Source organism: Clostridium sp. Marseille-P2415 (assembly GCF_900155545.1).
Lineage (GTDB): Bacteria > Bacillota > Clostridia > Lachnospirales > Lachnospiraceae > Lacrimispora.
In genome coordinates this window covers 3,303,381-3,321,758 of the sequence record NZ_LT732526.1, presented here as the reverse complement: position 1 = coordinate 3,321,758, position 18,378 = coordinate 3,303,381, and the positions used below count along the sequence as shown (strand labels likewise).

Sequence of the window (18,378 nt, the reverse complement as noted above, 5' to 3'; positions counted from 1 at the left end):
CGTAAACCCCCCCAATACATTATATAGTTTTTGCTACACCCCATAAGAAACGAAATACCTTCTCCGAAAAACGGTCAGCTACCCCGCTGGCCGTTTTTTCTGTCTTTTTCCGGAAAAGGCGGGGTTGTATATTTGGATTCAATCAGATAGAATAGAGCGTATAGATGACGAGAAAGGAAATGAAAATCATATGTGCTTCCAGGCTGAGGCGTTGAACAGAGATGCTTTATTTACCGATGAGACTGAGAATTTCCGGTTCCCGGCAGAACCCGGTGAGGGAGATGATGTGATTCTGCTTTTCCGAACGGCAAAGGATGATGTGGACCAGGTCTGTTACATTCAGGATGGCGATGGGGAAGAGCGGGCCATGGATCAGACAGCTTCTGACGGGCTGTTTGATTATTATGAATACCGGTTGACGGCGGGGCATGAAAAAATCAGCTACAGCTTTAAGGCGGTAAAAGGCGGGGAAGTCTGTTATTACAACCGGCTGGGGGTTTCTGCGGATGATCCGGAGGAATTTCATTTTCGCATTGTTCCCGGGTTTTCTACGCCTGACTGGGCTAAAGGGGCCGTTATGTACCAGATCTATGTGGACCGGTTCTGCAACGGGGATGTGGCCAATGATGTGGTGGATGAGGAATATATCTACATCGGCCGGCCGGTTTTCGGCGTAAAGGACTGGGGAAAATATCCGAACCAGCTGGATGTCGGGTATTTTTACGGCGGTGATCTGCAGGGGGTATGGGATAAGCTGAATTATTTAAAAAATCTGGGTGTTGACGTGATTTACCTAAACCCCATTTTCGTATCTCCCTCAAACCATAAATACGACTGTCAGGATTATGATCATATTGATCCCCATTATGGCGTGATCGTAAAGGACGGAGGCCGGACTGTGGAGCCGGAGGATCGGGATAACAGGAATGCCGTAAAGTATATGATCCGGACGACGGACCCGGAGAACTTAGAAGCCAGCAATGCATTTTTTGCCCGGTTTGTGGAAGAAGTGCACAGGCGGGGAATGAAGGTGATTCTGGACGGTGTATTTAACCATTGCGGTTCTTTTAATAAATGGCTGGACGGAGAACGGATATACGAGATGTCCGGAAGATATGAGCCCGGTGCTTACGTTTCAAAGGACAGCCCATACCGGACATTTTTTAAATTTAACAGAGAAGATGCATGGCCTTATAACGGCTCCTATGACGGCTGGTGGGGCCATTCCACGCTTCCAAAGCTTAATTATGAGGATTCCCCTGTCCTTTATGAATATATTATGCGGATTGCCGCAAAATGGGTGTCAGCTCCTTACCATGTGGATGGCTGGCGTCTTGATGTGGCGGCGGATCTGGGCCACAGCAGTGAGTACAATCATAAATTCTGGCGGGATTTCCGGCAGACGGTTAAGAAGGCCAATCCGGAAGCCATGGTGCTGGCGGAGCATTACGGCGATCCGTCCGGCTGGCTGCAGGGGGACCAGTGGGATACGGTCATGAATTATGATGCCTTCATGGAGCCGGTAACCTGGTTTTTGACAGGCATGGAAAAACACAGCGATGAAAGAAACCCTGATCTTTTCGGGGACGGAGAAAGCTTTTTTAAATCCATGAATTATCATATGAGCCGCATGATGTCGGGATCGCTTCTGACGGCCATGAATGAGCTGTCAAACCATGACCATTCCCGTTTTATGACCAGAACCAACGGCCGGGTGGGGCGCATGTCTTCCCTGGGGCCGGAAGCGGCTTCGGAAGGGATCCATTACGGTATTTTCCGGGAGGGGGTCATGATTCAGATGACGTGGCCCGGAGCGCCCACGATTTATTACGGAGATGAGGCCGGCGTCTGCGGCTGGACGGACCCGGATAACCGGAGGACCTATCCATGGGGCAGTGAGGACTTAGAACTGATCGAGTTTCACCGCTATATGACAGGACTGCATCATAGCATACCGGCCCTGCGCCTCGGATCGTTAAAACAGCTTTTGGCCGGACGCCATCTTATTTCTTACGGCAGATTCTGCGGTGACAGTATCTGTGCCGTGGCGGTCAATACTCTTTCGGATGAACGGGAAGTGAAGATTCCCGTATGGCAGTTGGGAGTAAAGGATGGGGAGACCATGTCCCGCCATATGCTGACCTATGAGAGCGGTTACAATGTCGGGAAGATCCCGTATGAGGTAAGCGGGGGCCAGGTGGTGGTTATCATGCCCGGAACCAGCTCCATTCTGCTGGTGGCTGACCGGGATTAGATGTTTCATTTTTTTCAAAAAACCCTTGATTTTTTCATGTCCCTATGATAAAATAACACTCGCTTGCTTCATAAAAAGCATGGGCGGATTCCCGAGCGGCCAAAGGGGGCAGACTGTAAATCTGTTGTCGACGACTTCGAAGGTTCGAATCCTTCTCCGCCCAGTCCGTATAGCGGCAGGAAACTGCCGCTATATATGAGAATGCCGGCGTGGCGGAACTGGCAGACGCACAGGACTTAAAATCCTGCGGGACTTACCTCCCGTACCGGTTCGATTCCGGTCGCCGGCATGATGAAAAGAGGATGTTGTGCAGATGGCCGGACCGTATGGTCTGGCAGGCTGGCAACGCTCTTTTTTTATATCTATGCGAATACAGACAGGGTATTATTGTGATGCTGATCTCCATTGTCAGGCTTCCAATGATGCTCTTTTTCAATGCCTGTATATTTCCTGTTCATGGAATATCCAAAGCTGCGTTCTTTCCGGCAAATCCCGCCTTTTTTATTGATAATTGAGAATTACTATTGACATTTATTTTTTATTGAATATAATGTTCTATGTCTAACAGTTCAACTTCGAACTAACAGGCAGAGAGGAAGGGGAAGATGGAAAATGCAAGCATAGCAATGGGACTCCGTTCGCTGAATAACATGATCCGCCGTTATTTTTTAAATTCTACCTCCAATAGGGAAGTTGATAAATTAACCGATAATAACGGGTGGATCATTGGGTTTCTTGCGGAGAATGAAGGGAAAGATATTTACCAGAAGGACATTGAGGACTTTTTTACCATTGCAAGATCCACAGCTTCCACGGTGCTGGGCCTGATGGAAGAGAAGGGGTTTATCCTCAGACTGTCCGTAAAGTCAGATGCACGGCTGAAAAAAATTGTGCTGACGGACAAGTCGAGGGCAGTTCATAAAATAATGGAGAAAAATAAAAAAGAAATGGAGCGCATCCTGCTCCGTGGATTTACGGATGAAGAGGTGACTGCCCTGAATGAATACTTAAACAGAATGAAAGAAAATATTTCAGAAGCACAGGAGAATCAATAAGGAGATTTTTTATGATCAAAAGACTTGCAGCCAGTGTGCGTGAATACAAGAGGGATAGTATTCTCACACCAGTATATGTAATAATTGAATCGATTCTTGAAATTTTTATCCCTACGCTGATGGCGTTTCTGATCGACAATGGGATCTATCGGAAAAATATGTCCTATGTTTTCCTGATGGGCCTTGCCCTTCTCGTCTGCGCCCTGGCTTCTCTGCTGACCGGAATTCTGGCCGGACGCAGCGCGGCCGCCGCGTCGGCGGGCTTTGCCAGAAACCTGCGGCACGATATGTTTTATAATGTACAGAAGTTTTCATTTTCCAATATCGATAAGTTTTCAACCTCAAGCATTATCACACGGCTGACTACGGATGTTACAAATGTGCAGAATGCCTATCAGATGCTGGTGCGCCTTGGAGTACGTGCACCTGTCATGATGATTTTCGCACTGATATTTTCTTTCCGGATCGATGCCAGCCTGTCTCTGATTTTCGTTCTGGTGATTCCGGTTCTTGGGGCCGGCCTGTGGCTGATCATATCCCATGTGCACCCTGTTTTCATGCGGGTGTTCCGGACATATGACAAGCTTAACAGCATTGTACAGGAGAATCTGCATGGGATCCGGGTAGTTAAATCCTATACCCGGGAGGAATTTGAGGAGAAAAAGTTCACCGGCGTATCCCGGTCCATTTATCAGGATTTTATCAGGGCTGAGAAGCGTTTGGCGTTTAACATGCCCCTGATGCAGGTATGTCTGTATACAAGTATGCTTTTGCTTTCGTGGTTCGGTGCGAAAGAGATCATTGCCAGCGGCAATAACGCTGTGACCGGGCTTTCTACCGGCGAGCTGACCAGCCTGATCACATACTCCCTGCAGATCCTTATGAGCTTAATGATGTTTTCCATGGTTCTGGTCATGATTACGATTTCCCGTGCATCGGCCCAGCGTATTGTGGAAATCATGGCAGAGGAAAGCGATTTAAAAGATCCGGCTGATCCGGTCCGCACCGTAAAGGACGGTTCCATCCGGTTTGAAAATGTTACATTTTCCTATTCTGCAAAAGCCGAGAAGCCGGTCCTTTCCGGAATTGATATTTCCATCAAATCAGGAGAAACTGTGGGAATTATCGGCGGAACAGGGACTTCCAAATCCAGCCTTGTCCAGCTGATCCCCCGGCTTTACGATGCGGCCGGCGGAAGGGTGGCGGTTGGCGGAGTCGATGTAAAAGCCTATGATCTGGAAGTACTCCGCAATCAGGTCGCCATGGTGCTTCAAAAGAATGTGCTGTTCTCCGGCACCATCAGGGAAAATCTGCGCTGGGGCAATGAGCATGCCACGGATGAAGAGATCAAAAAGGCATGCAGACTGGCTCAGGCCGAAGGGTTCATCCGGGAATTTCCGGATCAATATGATACCTACATAGAACAGGGAGGCTCCAATGTATCAGGCGGCCAGCGTCAGCGGCTCTGCATTGCCCGGGCGCTTCTAAAGCACCCTAAGATCCTGATTCTTGACGACTCCACCAGCGCGGTGGATACGGCAACTGACAGCCTGATCCGTCAGGCGTTCCGGGATGAGATCCCGGATACCACGAAAATCATTATTGCACAAAGGGTTTCATCCGTACAGGATGCAGATAAGATTATTGTGCTGGATGACGGGCGGATCAATGCTGTGGGAACCCATGACGAGCTGTTAAAAACCTGTGAAATTTATCGTGAAGTTTATGAATCCCAGACCAAAGGGGGTGTTCTCAGTGAGTAAGATGACAAATAAGGAGGTCCCCGAAAGGACGCCGGGCCATTTTAAGCCGGGTACAATAAAAAGACTCCTCTCCTATATGGCTCAGTACAGAATTCAGCTTATTGCCGTAATCATCGGCATTTTAATAAGCGCGGCCGCCGGTGCGGCATCCGCCTTGTTTTTACAGACGCTGATCGATCAATATATTATTCCCCTTGTAGGACAGGCTGCACCGGATTTTACAGATCTGTTCCGCATGATTTTAATTATGGGTGCGGTTTACTTAACCGGCGCACTTTCCACCCTGTTCTATAACTGGATCATGGTGTTCATTGAGCAGGGGACGCTTAAAAAGATCCGTGACGAGATGTTCACCCATATGCAGTCTCTGCCCATCCGGTATTTTGACACCCATTCCCATGGGGATGTCATGAGCCGCTATACCAATGATACCGATACCCTGCGCCAGGCGATTTCCCAAAGCCTGCCCCAGATGTTTTCTTCTGTGGTTTCTGTCATGGCAGCGTTTTTGTCCATGCTTTATTTAAGCGTTGGGCTGACAGTCATTGTTTCTGTTTTCACGGTCGTGCTTTTAAAGACGATCAAGGCTTTGGTGGGCAGGAGCAGGACTTACTTTATAAAACAGCAGGTAGTTCTTGGGGATGTCAACGGTTATATTGAAGAAATCATCAACGGACAGAAGGTGGTGAAGGTCTTCTGCCACGAGGAAAAGGCGAAAGAAGAATTTGACCGGAAAAATGATGAGTTGTGCTACAGCGCCACCCAGGCCAACAAATACGGAAATATCACCATGCCTGTGGTTGGAAATATGGGTTATATGCTCTATGTAATACTGGCGGTTGTCGGCGGTGCGGCCGGCATTGCGGGGATTCCGAACTTAAGCCTTACAGGGGTCGGCACCCTGTCCATCGGTACCATTGTTTCTTTCCTGACCCTGTCCCGAAGCTTTGTTAACCCGATCGGACAGATATCCATGCAGTTTAACATGGTTATTATGGCTCTTGCCGGCGCATCACGTATTTTTGATCTGATGGATGAGAGGAACGAGCAGGATGACGGATATGTTACACTTGTCAACGCCAGAATGGTAAACGGTGAAATTGAAGAATGTGAGGAACGGACGGATACATGGGCATGGAAGCATCCCCACAGCGACGGTACGGTTACTTACACCCTGTTGCAGGGAGATATCCGTTTCCTGGATGTAGATTTCGGGTATGAGGAAAATAAGACCGTTCTGCACAATATTACCCTTTATGCCGAACCGGGTCAGAAGGTGGCCTTTGTGGGTTCCACCGGAGCGGGAAAGACCACGATTACGAATCTGATCAACCGGTTTTATGATATCGCAGATGGCAGGATCCGGTATGACGGCATTAACATCAATAAGATCAAAAAGGCTGATTTACGCCGCTCTCTTGGCGTCGTTTTACAGGATGTCAATCTGTTCACCGGCACCGTAATGGATAATATACGCTATGGAAAACTGGATGCGACAGATGAAGAATGTATTGCGGCTGCAAAGCTGGCAAATGCGGACGGATTCATCCGAATGCTGCCGGATGGCTATCAGACCATGCTGGAAGGCGACGGCGGAGGTCTTTCCCAGGGACAGCGGCAGCTCATTTCCATTGCCCGTGCGGCTGTGGCGGATCCGCCGGTGATGATCTTAGATGAGGCTACCTCCTCCATTGATACCAGGACAGAGGCCATCGTACAGAAGGGAATGGATGCGCTGATGAATGGAAGAACGGTTTTTGTTATCGCTCACCGGCTTTCCACCGTTCAGAACTCCGATGTCATCATGGTACTGGAGCATGGACGTATTATCGAGCGGGGGAGACATGAACAGCTCATTGCGGAGAAGGGCAAATATTATCAGCTCTATACTGGAGCAGCCGAATTGGATTAGATACCGAAAAGCCTGCCGGGGACTTCAGGCAAGGCCGGTGCTGGAAGTGATTTCAGCACCGGCTTTTTAGATTATTTACTGTCTGTAAAAGATTGAACAAGTTATTGTAAAATATTGGTAAAAATCATATAGTTTTCTGAATACTGTCCGATATATATTTTAAACCGCTGTAATTTCAAGCGGCAGAGGAGCAAATTGGATATCGGAGGATAACGAAATATGAAAAGGCAATCCAAGGGAATAAAAAGAGAACTGGTATCGTTCACAATAGGGTGTATTATCTGCATTGTATTCGTACTGTCCACAGGCTCCATTTGTTTTACTTATGATACGACCCGGAAGTCATTGTCCAAGAGTTTAAAGGAAACTTCCGAGCTGGTCTCTGAAAAAATAACCCAGCAGCTTGAAGCGTATTCGATCATATCCGAGTCGATTGCGCTTTACATGAAAGGGAATGCGCAAAGGGAGGGCAATATCAGCATATTTTTAAGGATCTCATGTTCCCAGTACGGCCTCAATAACATCGATATCATTTCGTCCGACGGGCTTTCAGTTGTCAATGGGAAATCCTATGAGCAGGACAATGCATACCTGCAGGCAAAAAAAGGAACCCCTTTTTTGTCAGATCCAATCATTCACAAGGATTCTGCGTCCTTTGAATATGCATACCCATATGACGACTTAGTCATCATGATAGAATTTCCTTATTCTGTTTTTGAGACGATGATTTCGGATGCAAAGCTTGGAAATACCGGAAGCACCTACATACTGAACCGGGATGGCACGAAAGTAGCTCATGAAGATTTTTCCCTGGTATTATCGCAGCAAAATGATGCAGAGGCCGCAAAAACCAATCAAGCGGTGTATGGGGAAATAGCAAAGCTGGAAACTGCAATGGTCAACGGGGAAACCGGATTCGGGTTCTATCGGTGGAACGGAGAAAATAAGTTTGGTTCCTATACTCCGGTAAAAAACACCAATGGCTGGTCGGTAAATGTGACAGCATCCGAATCGGAATTTATGTCCGGCGTCATAACCTCCATGTTAAGCGCTGTTATTTTGGGACTTATCTCCCTGATCCTTGCAGTTTTCGCCATGCTCCGGATCACAGACCGGATAACAGGACCGATCGGGAAGGTGGTTGATTCCATTGATCAGTTATCTGCCGGAGATTTGAGCATTGAACTTTATATGGAGCGCCGTGATGAAATTGGAAGGATCGGGGAGAAGGTCCATGAAATGGCGGGAAAATACAGAGATATCATCTATGATATTTCCCGGTTCCTGCAGGAGATTTCCTATGGGAATCTTACGGTTCAGAGCAATTGTGAATATCCCGGTGAATTTAACGGCATACGCAGTTCTATGGAAATGATTGCTTCCCGCTTAAATGATACCATATTAAATATCCGTTCCTCCGCCGAGGAGGTCAATCGCGGTGCAGGGCAGGTTTCCGGTGCTTCCCAGGCCCTTGCCTCCGGAGCAGCCGTGCAGGCGGCAACGGTGGAGGAACTGAATGCTTCCATTGCGGATGTTTCCGATAAGGCGGTGAAAAATACGGATCGTGTGCGGAATGCTAAAGATTATGTAAATCAATCCGGGGTGAGGGTCAACGCAGGCAACCGGTATATGCAGAGCCTCAATTCAGCCATGGAAGAGGTAAGCTTATCTTCTGAAAAGATATCCGGCATCACAAAAATGATCGAGGATATTGCATTTCAGACCAATATTTTGGCTTTAAACGCTGCGGTGGAGGCTGCCCGTGCCGGGAGTGCGGGCCGGGGCTTTGCAGTTGTTGCGGGAGAAGTGCGGAATCTGTCGGCCAAATCCGCCGAGGCGGCAAAACAGACTGCAGAGCTGATCGGGCATACGGTAAAAGCGGTTTCAGAGGGAAAGAAACGGACGGATGAAACGGCAGTGATCTTAAAGGAGATTGCCGAAAAATCCATTCTTGTAGAACAGGTGATCGAGGAAATCGAATCGGCCTCTAAGGAACAGGCTCAGGCTATGGAGCAGGTCAGTAAAGGACTGTCAGAAGTATCGGCCGTGGTGCAATCCAATGCAGCAGCAGCGGAGGAGAGTTCGGCTTCCAGTGAAGAATTGGCGGCACAGGCCCGGACCTTAAGGCAGGAAGTTGCAAAATTCAAATTGCCTGAAGAATAAAAGCCTGTCCCTGGGTGGGAAGGCTTTTTTAAGTTATGCTTCTGTTTTCCAAAATCCATGAAGATTGCAGTAAGCGAAAGCAGCTTTTGGAGAATCGCCTTTCTCCAGCGTAAAGCGGGCCACTGGTTCGCATTCCGGGCTTAAGCTCACTCTCATGATGCCGCCGGCCTTTGTATGGAGGCAGACCCAGGTAATGCTGTGGTCTCCGGTCATGGGATGGAACACGCTGCCCACCGTTACGGTCACATGGTTTCCTTCTGTTTCAATGACCGGGACATGCTTTTCTGCGGCCCCGTCCGCAGTATTGGGTTCCAATATTTCAAAAGGCTTCAAGCTGTCCGGAAGTGCTGCATTCGGCGTTCCGGAGATGGCTTCCAGAATGATATTATGGTTTTTGTCGGTTAAAAATACAGGTTCGTTATTCATGAGGATCCTCCAATCATAAATTCTTCTTTTTTGCGTCATACTAATAGAAAAAAGAAATGGGGTATTATTATGAGCGCTGATGCGGAACTGCTTAATTTCATTTATCAGAATTCCCAGATGGGAGTAGAAACATTACACCAACTTTTGCCAATGACAGATAATGAGTCATTTAAAAAGCATTTAAAATCACAGGTTAATGAATATAAGCAGATACAGGAAGAGGCAAGAAAGCTGCTTAACCAGTATGGATATAAGGAGAAGGAAATCGGAAATTTTGAAAAAATCATGTCGTATCTGATGATCGATATGAAAACATTTGTGGACAAATCAGCCTCTCATATGGCTGAAATGCTGATATTGGGGAGCACCCGGGGAGTCATTGACTGCATAAAACGGCTGAAACAGTATGAAGAGGAGGCGGATAAGGATATTCTGTCTTTGATGAACCGTCTTTTAAAATTTGAGGAGTATAATCTGGAACGGTTGAAGAGCGCGCTTTAACGGCGTATAATGTCTCTATTAAGAAGAGACGGGAGTGGAAATAGGATGATACTCAGTGTCAGCAGACGGACTGATATTCCGCAGTTTTATTCAGATTGGTTTTTTAACAGGTTAAAGGAGGGGTACCTTTATGTAAAAAATCCTATGAACAGCCACCAGATCAGCAGGATCGATCTTTCGCCGGAGCAGGTGGAGCTCATCGTATTCTGGACGAAAAACCCGGAACCCATGCTGGAGCGGATCCATGAGCTGGGGGATATTCCCTGCTATATTCAATTCACGCTGACCGGATATGGCAGGGATATTGAGCCCGGGCTGCCGGATAAAAGACATATGACCGACGTTTTCCGGAAAACGACAGAATTGGTGGGAAAGGACCGTATGGTCTGGCGGTATGATCCCATATTCTTAAATGACCGCTATCGGGAAGAATATCATTTTCATGCCTTTGAGGAGATCGCCAAGGGCGTATGCGGTTCAGCGGAAAAGGTTGTGATCAGCTTTCTGGATCAGTACGGCAAAACCGTGCGTAATATGAGAGGGATCTCGGTAGAAGAATTGGATGAAGAGAGGATGTTAAAGCTGAGCGGAAGACTGGCGGCTGTTGCAGGGACTTACGGTCTTAAGATAGAAGCATGTGCGGAGAAAGGATAAAAACCAGAGAATGGAATGCGGCTGCTTAGAAAGCGTTGAGGTGGGGACCTATGACACCTGTTTGTCCGGGTGCAGGTATTGTTATGCCAATGACAGCCTGGCCGCAGTGGAGAGGAAGAACGCATTGTATGAGGTACATAGCCCTCTGCTTTGCGGAGGGCTGGAAGAAGGAGACAGGATCACGGAACGGAAAGGAAAGTCCATTCGGGAGAAGCAGGCTTTCAGTTAGGAGCTCTTTGACAGGAGTTTTTTGTACGTCATATCTACAAGGGCTGCGCCTAAGGGTGCCGTTATCAATATGGACAGGACCGCCACCGTTAACACGATATTTCCGCATGCAAGCCCCATGGATAAAGGGAGGCCGCCGATGGCTGCCTGTACCGTGGCTTTTGGGATATAGGCAATCGCTGTAAATATCCGTTCGTTCTTATTAAGAGGTGTTCGAACCAGACATACAAAAACGCCGAGGATCCGAAAAGCCAGGACACAAAATATGAGTGCGATGGCCATAAGTCCTGCATGGATTGCATAGCTGATATTTACTGTGGCGCCTACCAGAACAAACAATAATACTTCAGCGCCGACCCACAATTTCGAGAATTTAACGGATAAGCGCCTGGAAACCTCATATTTTCTTTGGCGCAGGGTGGCGCCTAAAGCCATGACTGCAAGAAGACCTGAAAAACCGATGACTCCTTTCAGGCTATGCTCCACTGTAACAAGCAGGAAGGAAACGGACAAAATGAAGATTACCTTACTGCTGTCACGAATGTGCGCCCTGGTAAAGAAAACGGACATCAATACCCCCATAAGGATTCCGCCGGTGAGCCCAAAAAGGATAGAGGTGGGGATGGTTATAAAGCTCAGCGGGCTGATGGTACCGCCCCCGGCAAGTCCTGTGAAGGCCGTAAACAGCACAATCACAAATACATCGTCAACAGAAGCTCCCGCCATGATGATCTGCGGGATGCTTTTTTCTGTTCCGTAACCGTTTTCTATGAGCTTTAGCATTCGGGGAACAATAACAGCAGGAGAAACAGCAGCCACTACCGTACCCATGATCGCGGCTTCCAAGTGTGTGATGCCCAGGAATGCGGGAGCAAATAATAACATTCCTGCGATTTCAAAGCATGCGGGTACGAAACACATCAGGATAGCCGGACGGCCCACCTTCTTTAAATCCCTGACATCCAGATTGAGGCCTGCCCGGGTAAGAATGATGATCAATGCGATCTGGCGCAATTCCGTTGATATGTTTAATATGGTGCTGTCCAGCAGGTTAAAAGCGTAAGGCCCCAGTATGATTCCCGTCATAATCATACCAAGGAGGCTTGGCAGCCTTAATTTCTCAAAAATTTTTCCGAGTGCCATTCCGCATAGGAATACAAGTGCAAGTGATAATAACATATGTTTTTCTCCAATCTACGCATACGATCAAAAAAGCTGATGCATCTGCGATTCTATCATCACAGAAGTCATCAGCTTTATAAGCGGTTCAGGGTCTGACCCAAGGGAGAACTTCATTCCCTTAATTCGGTATTATAATACTTTTTAACAGTTTTGACAATAGTAAATATAGGATATGGGAATTTCGTTTCAATTATACTTCAGCAACTACCCTGCAGGGTATTCCTGAAAATCCATCAAAATTAACCGGGAAATTATACACTTTAAATGGTTTGTTATCCGCTTTTTCTAACAGTAATTCCAGATTATTCAGATTCTCAATGATAAAAACTCCCCTGTCGGCACAGTACTGATCGATACGCGGATGATCCTTGGGCCCTTTGACACCTCCCATATCCACACCGATATAGCTTATCTTTTTGCTAAGCAGATAATCGATCAGTTCATCTGATAATTCAGTATAATTTGAAAAGTACTCTTTTGTTCCATAACCAAATCGTTTCAAAATTCCCGTGTGAAATATTACAAAATCCTTCTCTTTCACCGAAGTCAGATCAAGGTCTTCTGTTTTTACTTCACTGGCTTTTATATGGCTTATATCATATATCCTGCCTTGAGTTATGATATTATCTACGGAATATTCCCTGCCCATAACATCGAAATGTGTACCTACATGTCCGGTCTTATCAATATCCGATGCGATCTCTTTGGTAGCCAATCCTAATGCTTCCAGCAATTTTTTATCCACTTTGTAACTTAAATCAATCTTCAATTTTTTATACCTCCTAAAAAATATTTGTTTTCCCGGGAAACAATATTAATATAACTCATTATTGTTTCTTTGTAAACTATTTTTTGAAATATATTGACAGATTCTTTATAAGCAGTATAATATAATTGTTTCTTAAGAAATTATGATAGAAGGAGTCAGGTACTGTGAGCAACGAATGCGGGAAATTAGAAATTGATTTATTGTTAAATAAGATGACGAATTTATTTGATGCCATAAATGGCAGTATTCAGGACCATAAAAAATCTCTAAATGAAATGATGACAGAAAACGGATATAACAATAAAGAAATTAAGAACCTTTTACTTTCAGAAATTCATGTCATTGACTGTATCGGTAAGAACCGTCCATGCAATACGACCTTTATTTCAAAACAATTGAATATGACAAAAGGAGCCATATCTAAAATAACAGTGAAGCTGCTGGAGAAAGGGTTGATAGAGGTAAACCGTTTGGAAAACAATAAGAAAGAACGATATTATACCTTGACCGTATCCGGGAAAGAAATTTTTAATATTCATGGGAAGCTCCATGAAATTGAAAATAAAAAATTGGCGGATCTGCTTTGTCAATATAATAAAAAAGAATTAAATACCATAAATAATTTCATAGATGATTTATTAAACGAATGGCTTTAAGAAAAAGAATAAGGGTGGAGATCATGAATTTTTTGACATAATTTAGAAAACTTCTTGAGTTTCCGCAAACTGTAATTAATAAATCAATATATATTTCTAAAGTACCACTCTGCCAATTTTTGAAAGAATCATGATGGGCAGTCACAGAATTAGAAGCACTTTAACAAGCCCCGCCGGAACCGGACTTTGGGAGAAATATATAACAAAGCGGATGAAATCAGGATTTGTGGATAAATCTGCAGAAACTCAAGTTTTATTTTATAAATATAAGAGGACAACTTTCATATGGTTTAACATTTCTCTGCATAATAGGATGGATACCATTTTTGAAACCAATTGGTGAAAATACCCAAAAATGCAGGCAGAATGGAGTTAACAATACCTAAGAGCATGGCGGGCCTGTTCTGCATGAAAAAGTAGGTCCATATGGGAGTGATAAGATAAAGGAAGCCCCAACACGCGGTTAATATCCGGTTGGTTCTCATAAAGAGAAGGTTTTTAAGGGCTTTTTCTGCTCCGTATCCATACATGGAGTAGTATGCGGTCAGCGGTATCTTTAAAAAAACGGTAACGCTCCACATGATTCCAAAAAGCAGGTAGGAAGCCGGTAAAAGTATGGAAACAGGAAAGCCAAATACTGCGAGTAAACCGATGCATGATGCCGTTAATCCGGAAATGCATTCAAAAATGGTTGCTTTGTATTTAAAAAATGAGAAAGGCAGGATCGCGCCTGCAGCAATTCCCAGAACTCCTCCAATGCCTGGATTGACAGCCATGAAAAACCATATGGGAAACCAGGGAAACAGCATAAGAGCCATATTGGTTCTCTTTTCAGGAATCGGGTTACCGGCTGCTTTTTTTGCATTCACCCCCGGTCCGAAAAAATCATTCCAGTGAATCATTAAGTTTAAGTCACCTTCCACCCGGTATTTGTGCTCCATCATGGCGGCTTGGCCGTCCAATTCTCCCTTTGCAATACTCATCCATATAGAAAGAGGTGTTTCTATTTTAGTGGTGGGAGGCAAAAAGTTTTCTGATAAAAGTTTATGACCGTTTTTACCTAGCATGATCTGGTATGTCTTACCGACATCGATGTAGTGCATTTCCAGGACTTTATCTGTTCCATCCCAGGCAGCCGGATTATAGAAAGCGGCCATCTGCTTTGTAAAAGACAGGGAGCTGTCATGAGCCTGGTCAGAACGGTACGGGGACTCAGCTTCCGCCTCCCAGCTTGCGTTTGCCATTTGTTCAAAAACATCTCTCGAATACAAAAGTTCATTTAGTGTTTCTTTGGTCACGGCAGTAATTCCGCTGGATGCAAACTCTGCTCCTGCGGTTTTGACGTTCTGAAGATATTTTTCGGTACGGCTGCGCAATTCCGGTACACCAAAAAGTTCCCCTTGTCCGCAATAAAGGGTTTCGTAATTTCCCTTACCCAGGTAATGATCGAACTGAAGGTTAACGGAATCATAATTGCCCTTTGGAGTATAGAACCCACAGGTGGAAATTAAGACATAACGTTTGCCTGTCATATCGTATCTGGGAGGATGGGAACCGCTGTCTGAGCCGTTCTTGGCTCCCTTTTCCATGAACGGCAGATTCATGGGCAGCTGGCGGTCAATGACTGCTTTTAGCTGTGAGGGCAAACCATAATAATAAAGAGGAAAGTTCCAGATTATGATGTCAGAAGCCAGCATTTTTTCAATAACAGAAGCCATATCGTCATGGATACAGCATTTGCCGGGGGTTTTGCTCCAGCAATGAAAGCAGCCGACGCATGGCTTGATATTCATATTAGAAACAGTCAGAACATCAATATCCAGTGCGGTGCGTTCCGCCATACCCTCTAAGAATGCGTTAGTCAGCTGTATAGTATTGCTTTTTTCCCCTTTGGGACTTCCGTTTAGTACGAGCACGTTCATTCGAATTCCTCCAATTTTTTTATACACCGGTCTGCCCAGTCTATGCACATCTGGATATAACTGTAACCGAAATCTGCGGTAAAATTCCAGTAGACCTTTTCATAAGGTTTAACAAGCTTGCCATAATGGTCAATGCTGGTGGGAATATCATTCATTTCAATGAGATATTTTTTGCAGTCATCGGAAAAGCTTTTTAACATGGCAATGCATTGATCCGGCGGTTTGCAGCCTGAAAAAAACACCTTCATTAAAAATGCGTTCTTGATCCCCTTGGAAAATTCATGGTTTTCACTTGAAAGCCAGCGTAAGAATTCATTTTTTCCGCTCTCAGTGATGGAGTAGAGCTTTTTGTTTGGCTTTTCCGTTTGAACGATGATTTCACAGGTGACAAACTGTTTTTGTTCCAGCTTATTCAGTTCATGATAAATATGACTGGTCTGTGCATACCAAAAAAATTTAACGGATGATCCGAACGCTTTGGCCAAATCATAACCGGTCATGCTTCCATAGGAGAGAAATCCTAATATGCTATGGGAAAGTGACATGTCTGTGCCTCCAGATTATATTATAAAATTATAATATTATAAAATTATAATAGTGTCAATAAAGAAGTATTTTAGGATCATGAATTTTTTGACATAATTTAGAAAACTTAGCTTGACAAGACAGGAGAAATCCTGTAGAATTATTCATGTTGTAATTGATTGTGCCCAGATAGCTCAGTTGGTAGAGCAGAGGACTGAAAATCCTCGTGTCGCTGGTTCGATTCCGGCTTTGGGCATTGTGCTTTTTAGAGCACTTTTGAAATGCTTTTTGAGTTCTGCGCGGGTGTAGTTCAATGGTAGAACACCAGCCTTCCAAGCTGGATACGTGGGTTCGATTCCCATCACCCGCTTCAAGTTATAAGCTACATTTTTGTTGGTAATAAGCCAATGAGAATGTAGCTTTTTTCATGTGATAGAAAAGTTCTCGTGTAAAAAGGTTTATGTAAATTTGATGCTCTGCAAAAGCAGAGCATCAAAAACAGACGATGGGCTGGACTAAAATATAAAAAAACCATCATTTTCATCATCTTCGCTAAATACATTTTCGTGAAGAAAATAATCCATATCAAGAAGGACTTCATCCTTCATGCGCAGGATTTCGGCAGCGGTCATTCCGTCCGGAGGATTTTTCGCATATTCTATGCGAAGTTTCGCTGCAAGTTCTTTGTTAGTAATAGTGCCCACCTCCAATTAAAATTAAGATACTTTGATTTTAGAATGGGAGGAGTGTACTGTATAGTTTTTTTGTGCAGGTGACCTGCCTTTGTATTTCCTCATGGCCCTTTCGTATAGTTCCTGCAGAGAGACTGGTTTGTGGTTGTAACAGACTTCCATTACCTCCATGATGCACCCGCAACAGGGGCATTTTAAAGGATCATAACCAAAAGAAGAGAGGATTAAAGGATGCGATAAAGTTTTTTGTCCTGCTCTTTATGCCGGGCATAAAGTCCGTAATAGCGGATCATTTTAAACTGTCTTTCCGGGATGTGCTGGATCAGTCTGGAAATAAATTCTATAACAGGAATCAATTCAGTGACAAGTGCGTTGTCTTCATGCCTGTTATAGTGAAACGTAACGGTGTCGCCATCATAAGAGTCAATGCGGGAGGAGGCAATGACAGGGCGTCCAGGGTATCGGCCAACATATTTAAGGACTATGTCAGGTTCACAGTCTTTGGATTCGGCATAGACATAAAAACCATCCTTATGATTGTTATAAATGGAAGCTTTCATCTGCTTAAAAGAATCGCCAAGCCGGGAGTGAAGTAAGTTAAGAAGGGAAATACGGAAGGCAAACCGCAGGAAAACAAAGGGAAAGTAAGTAACCCTGCGCCATTGAAGGGAAGAACCAACGCCGCCTTCGGAGATAAGACAATGAATATGAGGATTCCATTTCAAGTCGCGGCCGAAGGTATGAAGAACACAGATAAAACCGGGAATCAGGGACTCGGATTTATTAATGTTGTGGAACATGCGAAGAACAACACTACGAACAGCAGAAAAAAGGGAGTGCAAAAGAGTCCTGTCATCAAGGAAATAGTGTCGGAGTTCTTCCGGAATGGTAAAGACACAATGCCGGTGTGTACAGTAAATGAGCTTAGAAGCCATGGAAGTAGAGCGCTCGATGGAATATTTGTTGCCGCAGGTGGGGCAGAAACGGCTGTGGCAGCGAAAGGGACGAAACTTAAGAAAGCGGCAGCCAGGACAGGCATACATGGTGCCGCCAAAAGAAGGATCGCCGCAGCTTAACATTTTATCCACATTCTCAATGACAGAGTCGCGGGGATGCTGAGTATAAATCATCTCTTCATAATGGTCACTAAAAATATTTTGCAAAAGGTTCATAAGACTATTATAAGAGAAGAAGTCAGAGAAAGGAATCCCCTAATTCCCCTCAAGATTGAGGGGCCAGGGGAGCTGAAGTGCCGAAGGCACTTTCTTGTATAATAGGAAATTCCTCACGAATTATGGTTTATGTAAACAAATAGCCCTGCAAAAGCAGGGCATAGGTAACAGACGATGTTGAGTTAGAAGATATAAAACCCTTCTTCAAATTCATCATCATCAAGGTCATCATCCTCAATAAGGAAATAATGCATGTCAAGCAAGTCAGAATCGGTCATACCTTTTACCAGCTTGGCAGTCATGCCTTCCGGAGGATTTTTGATATATTTTTGTCTGAGTTCCTCTAATTGTTTTGGATCCATTGAAGCGCCTCCCATCTTTGAATACTTCCAGTATGAAACAGATGGGATAGAAAATCAAGCAGATTTTCCACTAGAGCGGCAGCGGTATTTTGCCAAAGCCCTTTCATAAAGTTTAATCAGAGGGACTCGTTTGTGGTTAAGG

The 18,378-nt window shown here is 45.0% G+C and carries 13 protein-coding genes, 4 tRNA genes, 2 pseudogenes and 1 riboswitch; of the genes and pseudogenes, 12 read left to right on the top strand and 7 right to left on the bottom strand.

Annotation, left to right across the window (positions count from 1 at the left end):
- The first annotated feature begins 190 nt into the window (after positions 1–190).
- The 7 genes from BQ9856_RS20160 (at position 191) to BQ9856_RS20125 (ending at position 9,147) form a co-directional block, all read left to right on the top strand.
- Positions 191–2,254 carry a glycoside hydrolase family 13 protein gene (locus BQ9856_RS20160; protein WP_077612605.1) on the top strand — a complete coding sequence of 688 codons (2,064 nt, stop codon included), beginning with the start codon at positions 191–193 and terminating at the stop codon, positions 2,252–2,254.
- 81 nt (positions 2,255–2,335) lie between these two features.
- A tRNA-Tyr gene (locus tag BQ9856_RS20155) sits at positions 2,336–2,417 on the top strand.
- A 40-nt stretch (positions 2,418–2,457) separates the two neighbouring features.
- Positions 2,458–2,543: transfer RNA gene (locus tag BQ9856_RS20150), tRNA-Leu, on the top strand.
- Positions 2,544–2,859: 316 nt separating this feature from the next.
- Entirely contained in the window at positions 2,860–3,309 is a 450-nt protein-coding gene (locus BQ9856_RS20140) for a MarR family winged helix-turn-helix transcriptional regulator (protein WP_077612603.1), read from the top strand.
- Positions 3,310–3,320: 11 nt separating this feature from the next.
- Positions 3,321–5,072 carry an ABC transporter ATP-binding protein gene (locus tag BQ9856_RS20135; protein WP_077612602.1) on the top strand — a complete coding sequence of 584 codons (1,752 nt, stop codon included), beginning with the start codon at positions 3,321–3,323 and terminating at the stop codon, positions 5,070–5,072.
- Position 5,073: 1 nt separating this feature from the next.
- Entirely contained in the window at positions 5,074–6,984 is a 1,911-nt protein-coding gene (locus tag BQ9856_RS20130; protein WP_077613468.1) for an ABC transporter ATP-binding protein, read from the top strand.
- 219 nt (positions 6,985–7,203) lie between these two features.
- Positions 7,204–9,147 (top strand): methyl-accepting chemotaxis protein, encoded by a 1,944-nt coding sequence (locus tag BQ9856_RS20125; protein ID WP_077612601.1) that lies wholly within the window; start codon positions 7,204–7,206, stop codon positions 9,145–9,147.
- Between the two features lie 33 nt (positions 9,148–9,180).
- Here the strand turns inward: BQ9856_RS20125 and BQ9856_RS20120 are convergent, their stop codons facing one another.
- Positions 9,181–9,573, bottom strand: coding sequence for a desulfoferrodoxin family protein (locus tag BQ9856_RS20120; RefSeq protein WP_077612600.1), 393 nt, complete (start codon positions 9,571–9,573; stop codon positions 9,181–9,183).
- A gap of 69 nt (positions 9,574–9,642) precedes the next feature.
- Between BQ9856_RS20120 and BQ9856_RS20115 the strand changes: the two genes are divergently transcribed.
- Together BQ9856_RS20115 and BQ9856_RS20110 are read left to right on the top strand one after the other, a co-directional pair.
- The gene (locus tag BQ9856_RS20115) at positions 9,643–10,074 is read left to right on the top strand and encodes a hypothetical protein (protein WP_077612599.1); all 432 of its coding nucleotides are present in this window, start codon (positions 9,643–9,645) and stop codon (positions 10,072–10,074) included.
- A gap of 9 nt (positions 10,075–10,083) precedes the next feature.
- Positions 10,084–10,957: pseudogene (locus BQ9856_RS20110) on the top strand (DUF1848 domain-containing protein).
- Here BQ9856_RS20110 and BQ9856_RS20105 read toward each other — a convergent pair.
- Positions 10,954–12,135, bottom strand: a complete 1,182-nt coding sequence (locus BQ9856_RS20105; RefSeq protein WP_077612598.1) for a cation:proton antiporter — start codon at positions 12,133–12,135, stop codon at positions 10,954–10,956. The pseudogene BQ9856_RS20110 and the gene BQ9856_RS20105 sit on opposite strands and share 4 nt — an antisense overlap.
- A 55-nt stretch (positions 12,136–12,190) precedes the next feature.
- Positions 12,191–12,265, bottom strand: a riboswitch (Fluoride riboswitch).
- Positions 12,266–12,328: 63 nt separating this feature from the next.
- On the bottom strand, positions 12,329–12,907 hold the full coding sequence (locus BQ9856_RS20100; protein ID WP_077612597.1) for a cyclase family protein: 579 nt from the start codon (positions 12,905–12,907) through the stop codon (positions 12,329–12,331).
- A gap of 164 nt (positions 12,908–13,071) precedes the next feature.
- Here BQ9856_RS20100 and BQ9856_RS20095 point away from each other — a divergent pair, with 164 nt between their 5' ends.
- The gene (locus tag BQ9856_RS20095; RefSeq protein WP_235839265.1) at positions 13,072–13,563 is read left to right on the top strand and encodes a MarR family transcriptional regulator; all 492 of its coding nucleotides are present in this window, start codon (positions 13,072–13,074) and stop codon (positions 13,561–13,563) included.
- A 290-nt stretch (positions 13,564–13,853) separates the two neighbouring features.
- On the opposite strand, the gene BQ9856_RS20090 is transcribed toward BQ9856_RS20095, so the two are convergent.
- Both BQ9856_RS20090 and BQ9856_RS20085 read right to left on the bottom strand, forming a co-directional pair.
- Positions 13,854–15,485 (bottom strand): NAD(P)H-dependent oxidoreductase, encoded by a 1,632-nt coding sequence (locus BQ9856_RS20090; RefSeq protein ID WP_077612596.1) that lies wholly within the window; start codon positions 15,483–15,485, stop codon positions 13,854–13,856.
- Positions 15,482–16,030: a PadR family transcriptional regulator gene (locus tag BQ9856_RS20085; RefSeq protein ID WP_077609373.1), complete on the bottom strand. Its 549-nt coding sequence runs from the start codon at positions 16,028–16,030 to the stop codon at positions 15,482–15,484. Before BQ9856_RS20085 ends, BQ9856_RS20090 begins: the two co-directional genes overlap by 4 nt.
- Positions 16,031–16,193: 163 nt before the next feature.
- Between BQ9856_RS20085 and BQ9856_RS20080 the strand changes: the two genes are divergently transcribed.
- A tRNA-Phe gene (locus tag BQ9856_RS20080) sits at positions 16,194–16,266 on the top strand.
- 43 nt (positions 16,267–16,309) lie between these two features.
- A tRNA-Gly gene (locus tag BQ9856_RS20075) sits at positions 16,310–16,380 on the top strand.
- 346 nt (positions 16,381–16,726) lie between these two features.
- On the opposite strand, the pseudogene BQ9856_RS20065 reads toward BQ9856_RS20075, so the two are convergent.
- A pseudogene (locus BQ9856_RS20065) lies at positions 16,727–17,874 on the bottom strand (IS91 family transposase).
- Between the two features lie 182 nt (positions 17,875–18,056).
- A complete protein-coding gene (locus BQ9856_RS20060; protein WP_077609371.1) occupies positions 18,057–18,236 on the bottom strand; it encodes a hypothetical protein in 180 nt (59 codons plus the stop codon).
- Positions 18,237–18,378 lie beyond the last annotated feature (142 nt).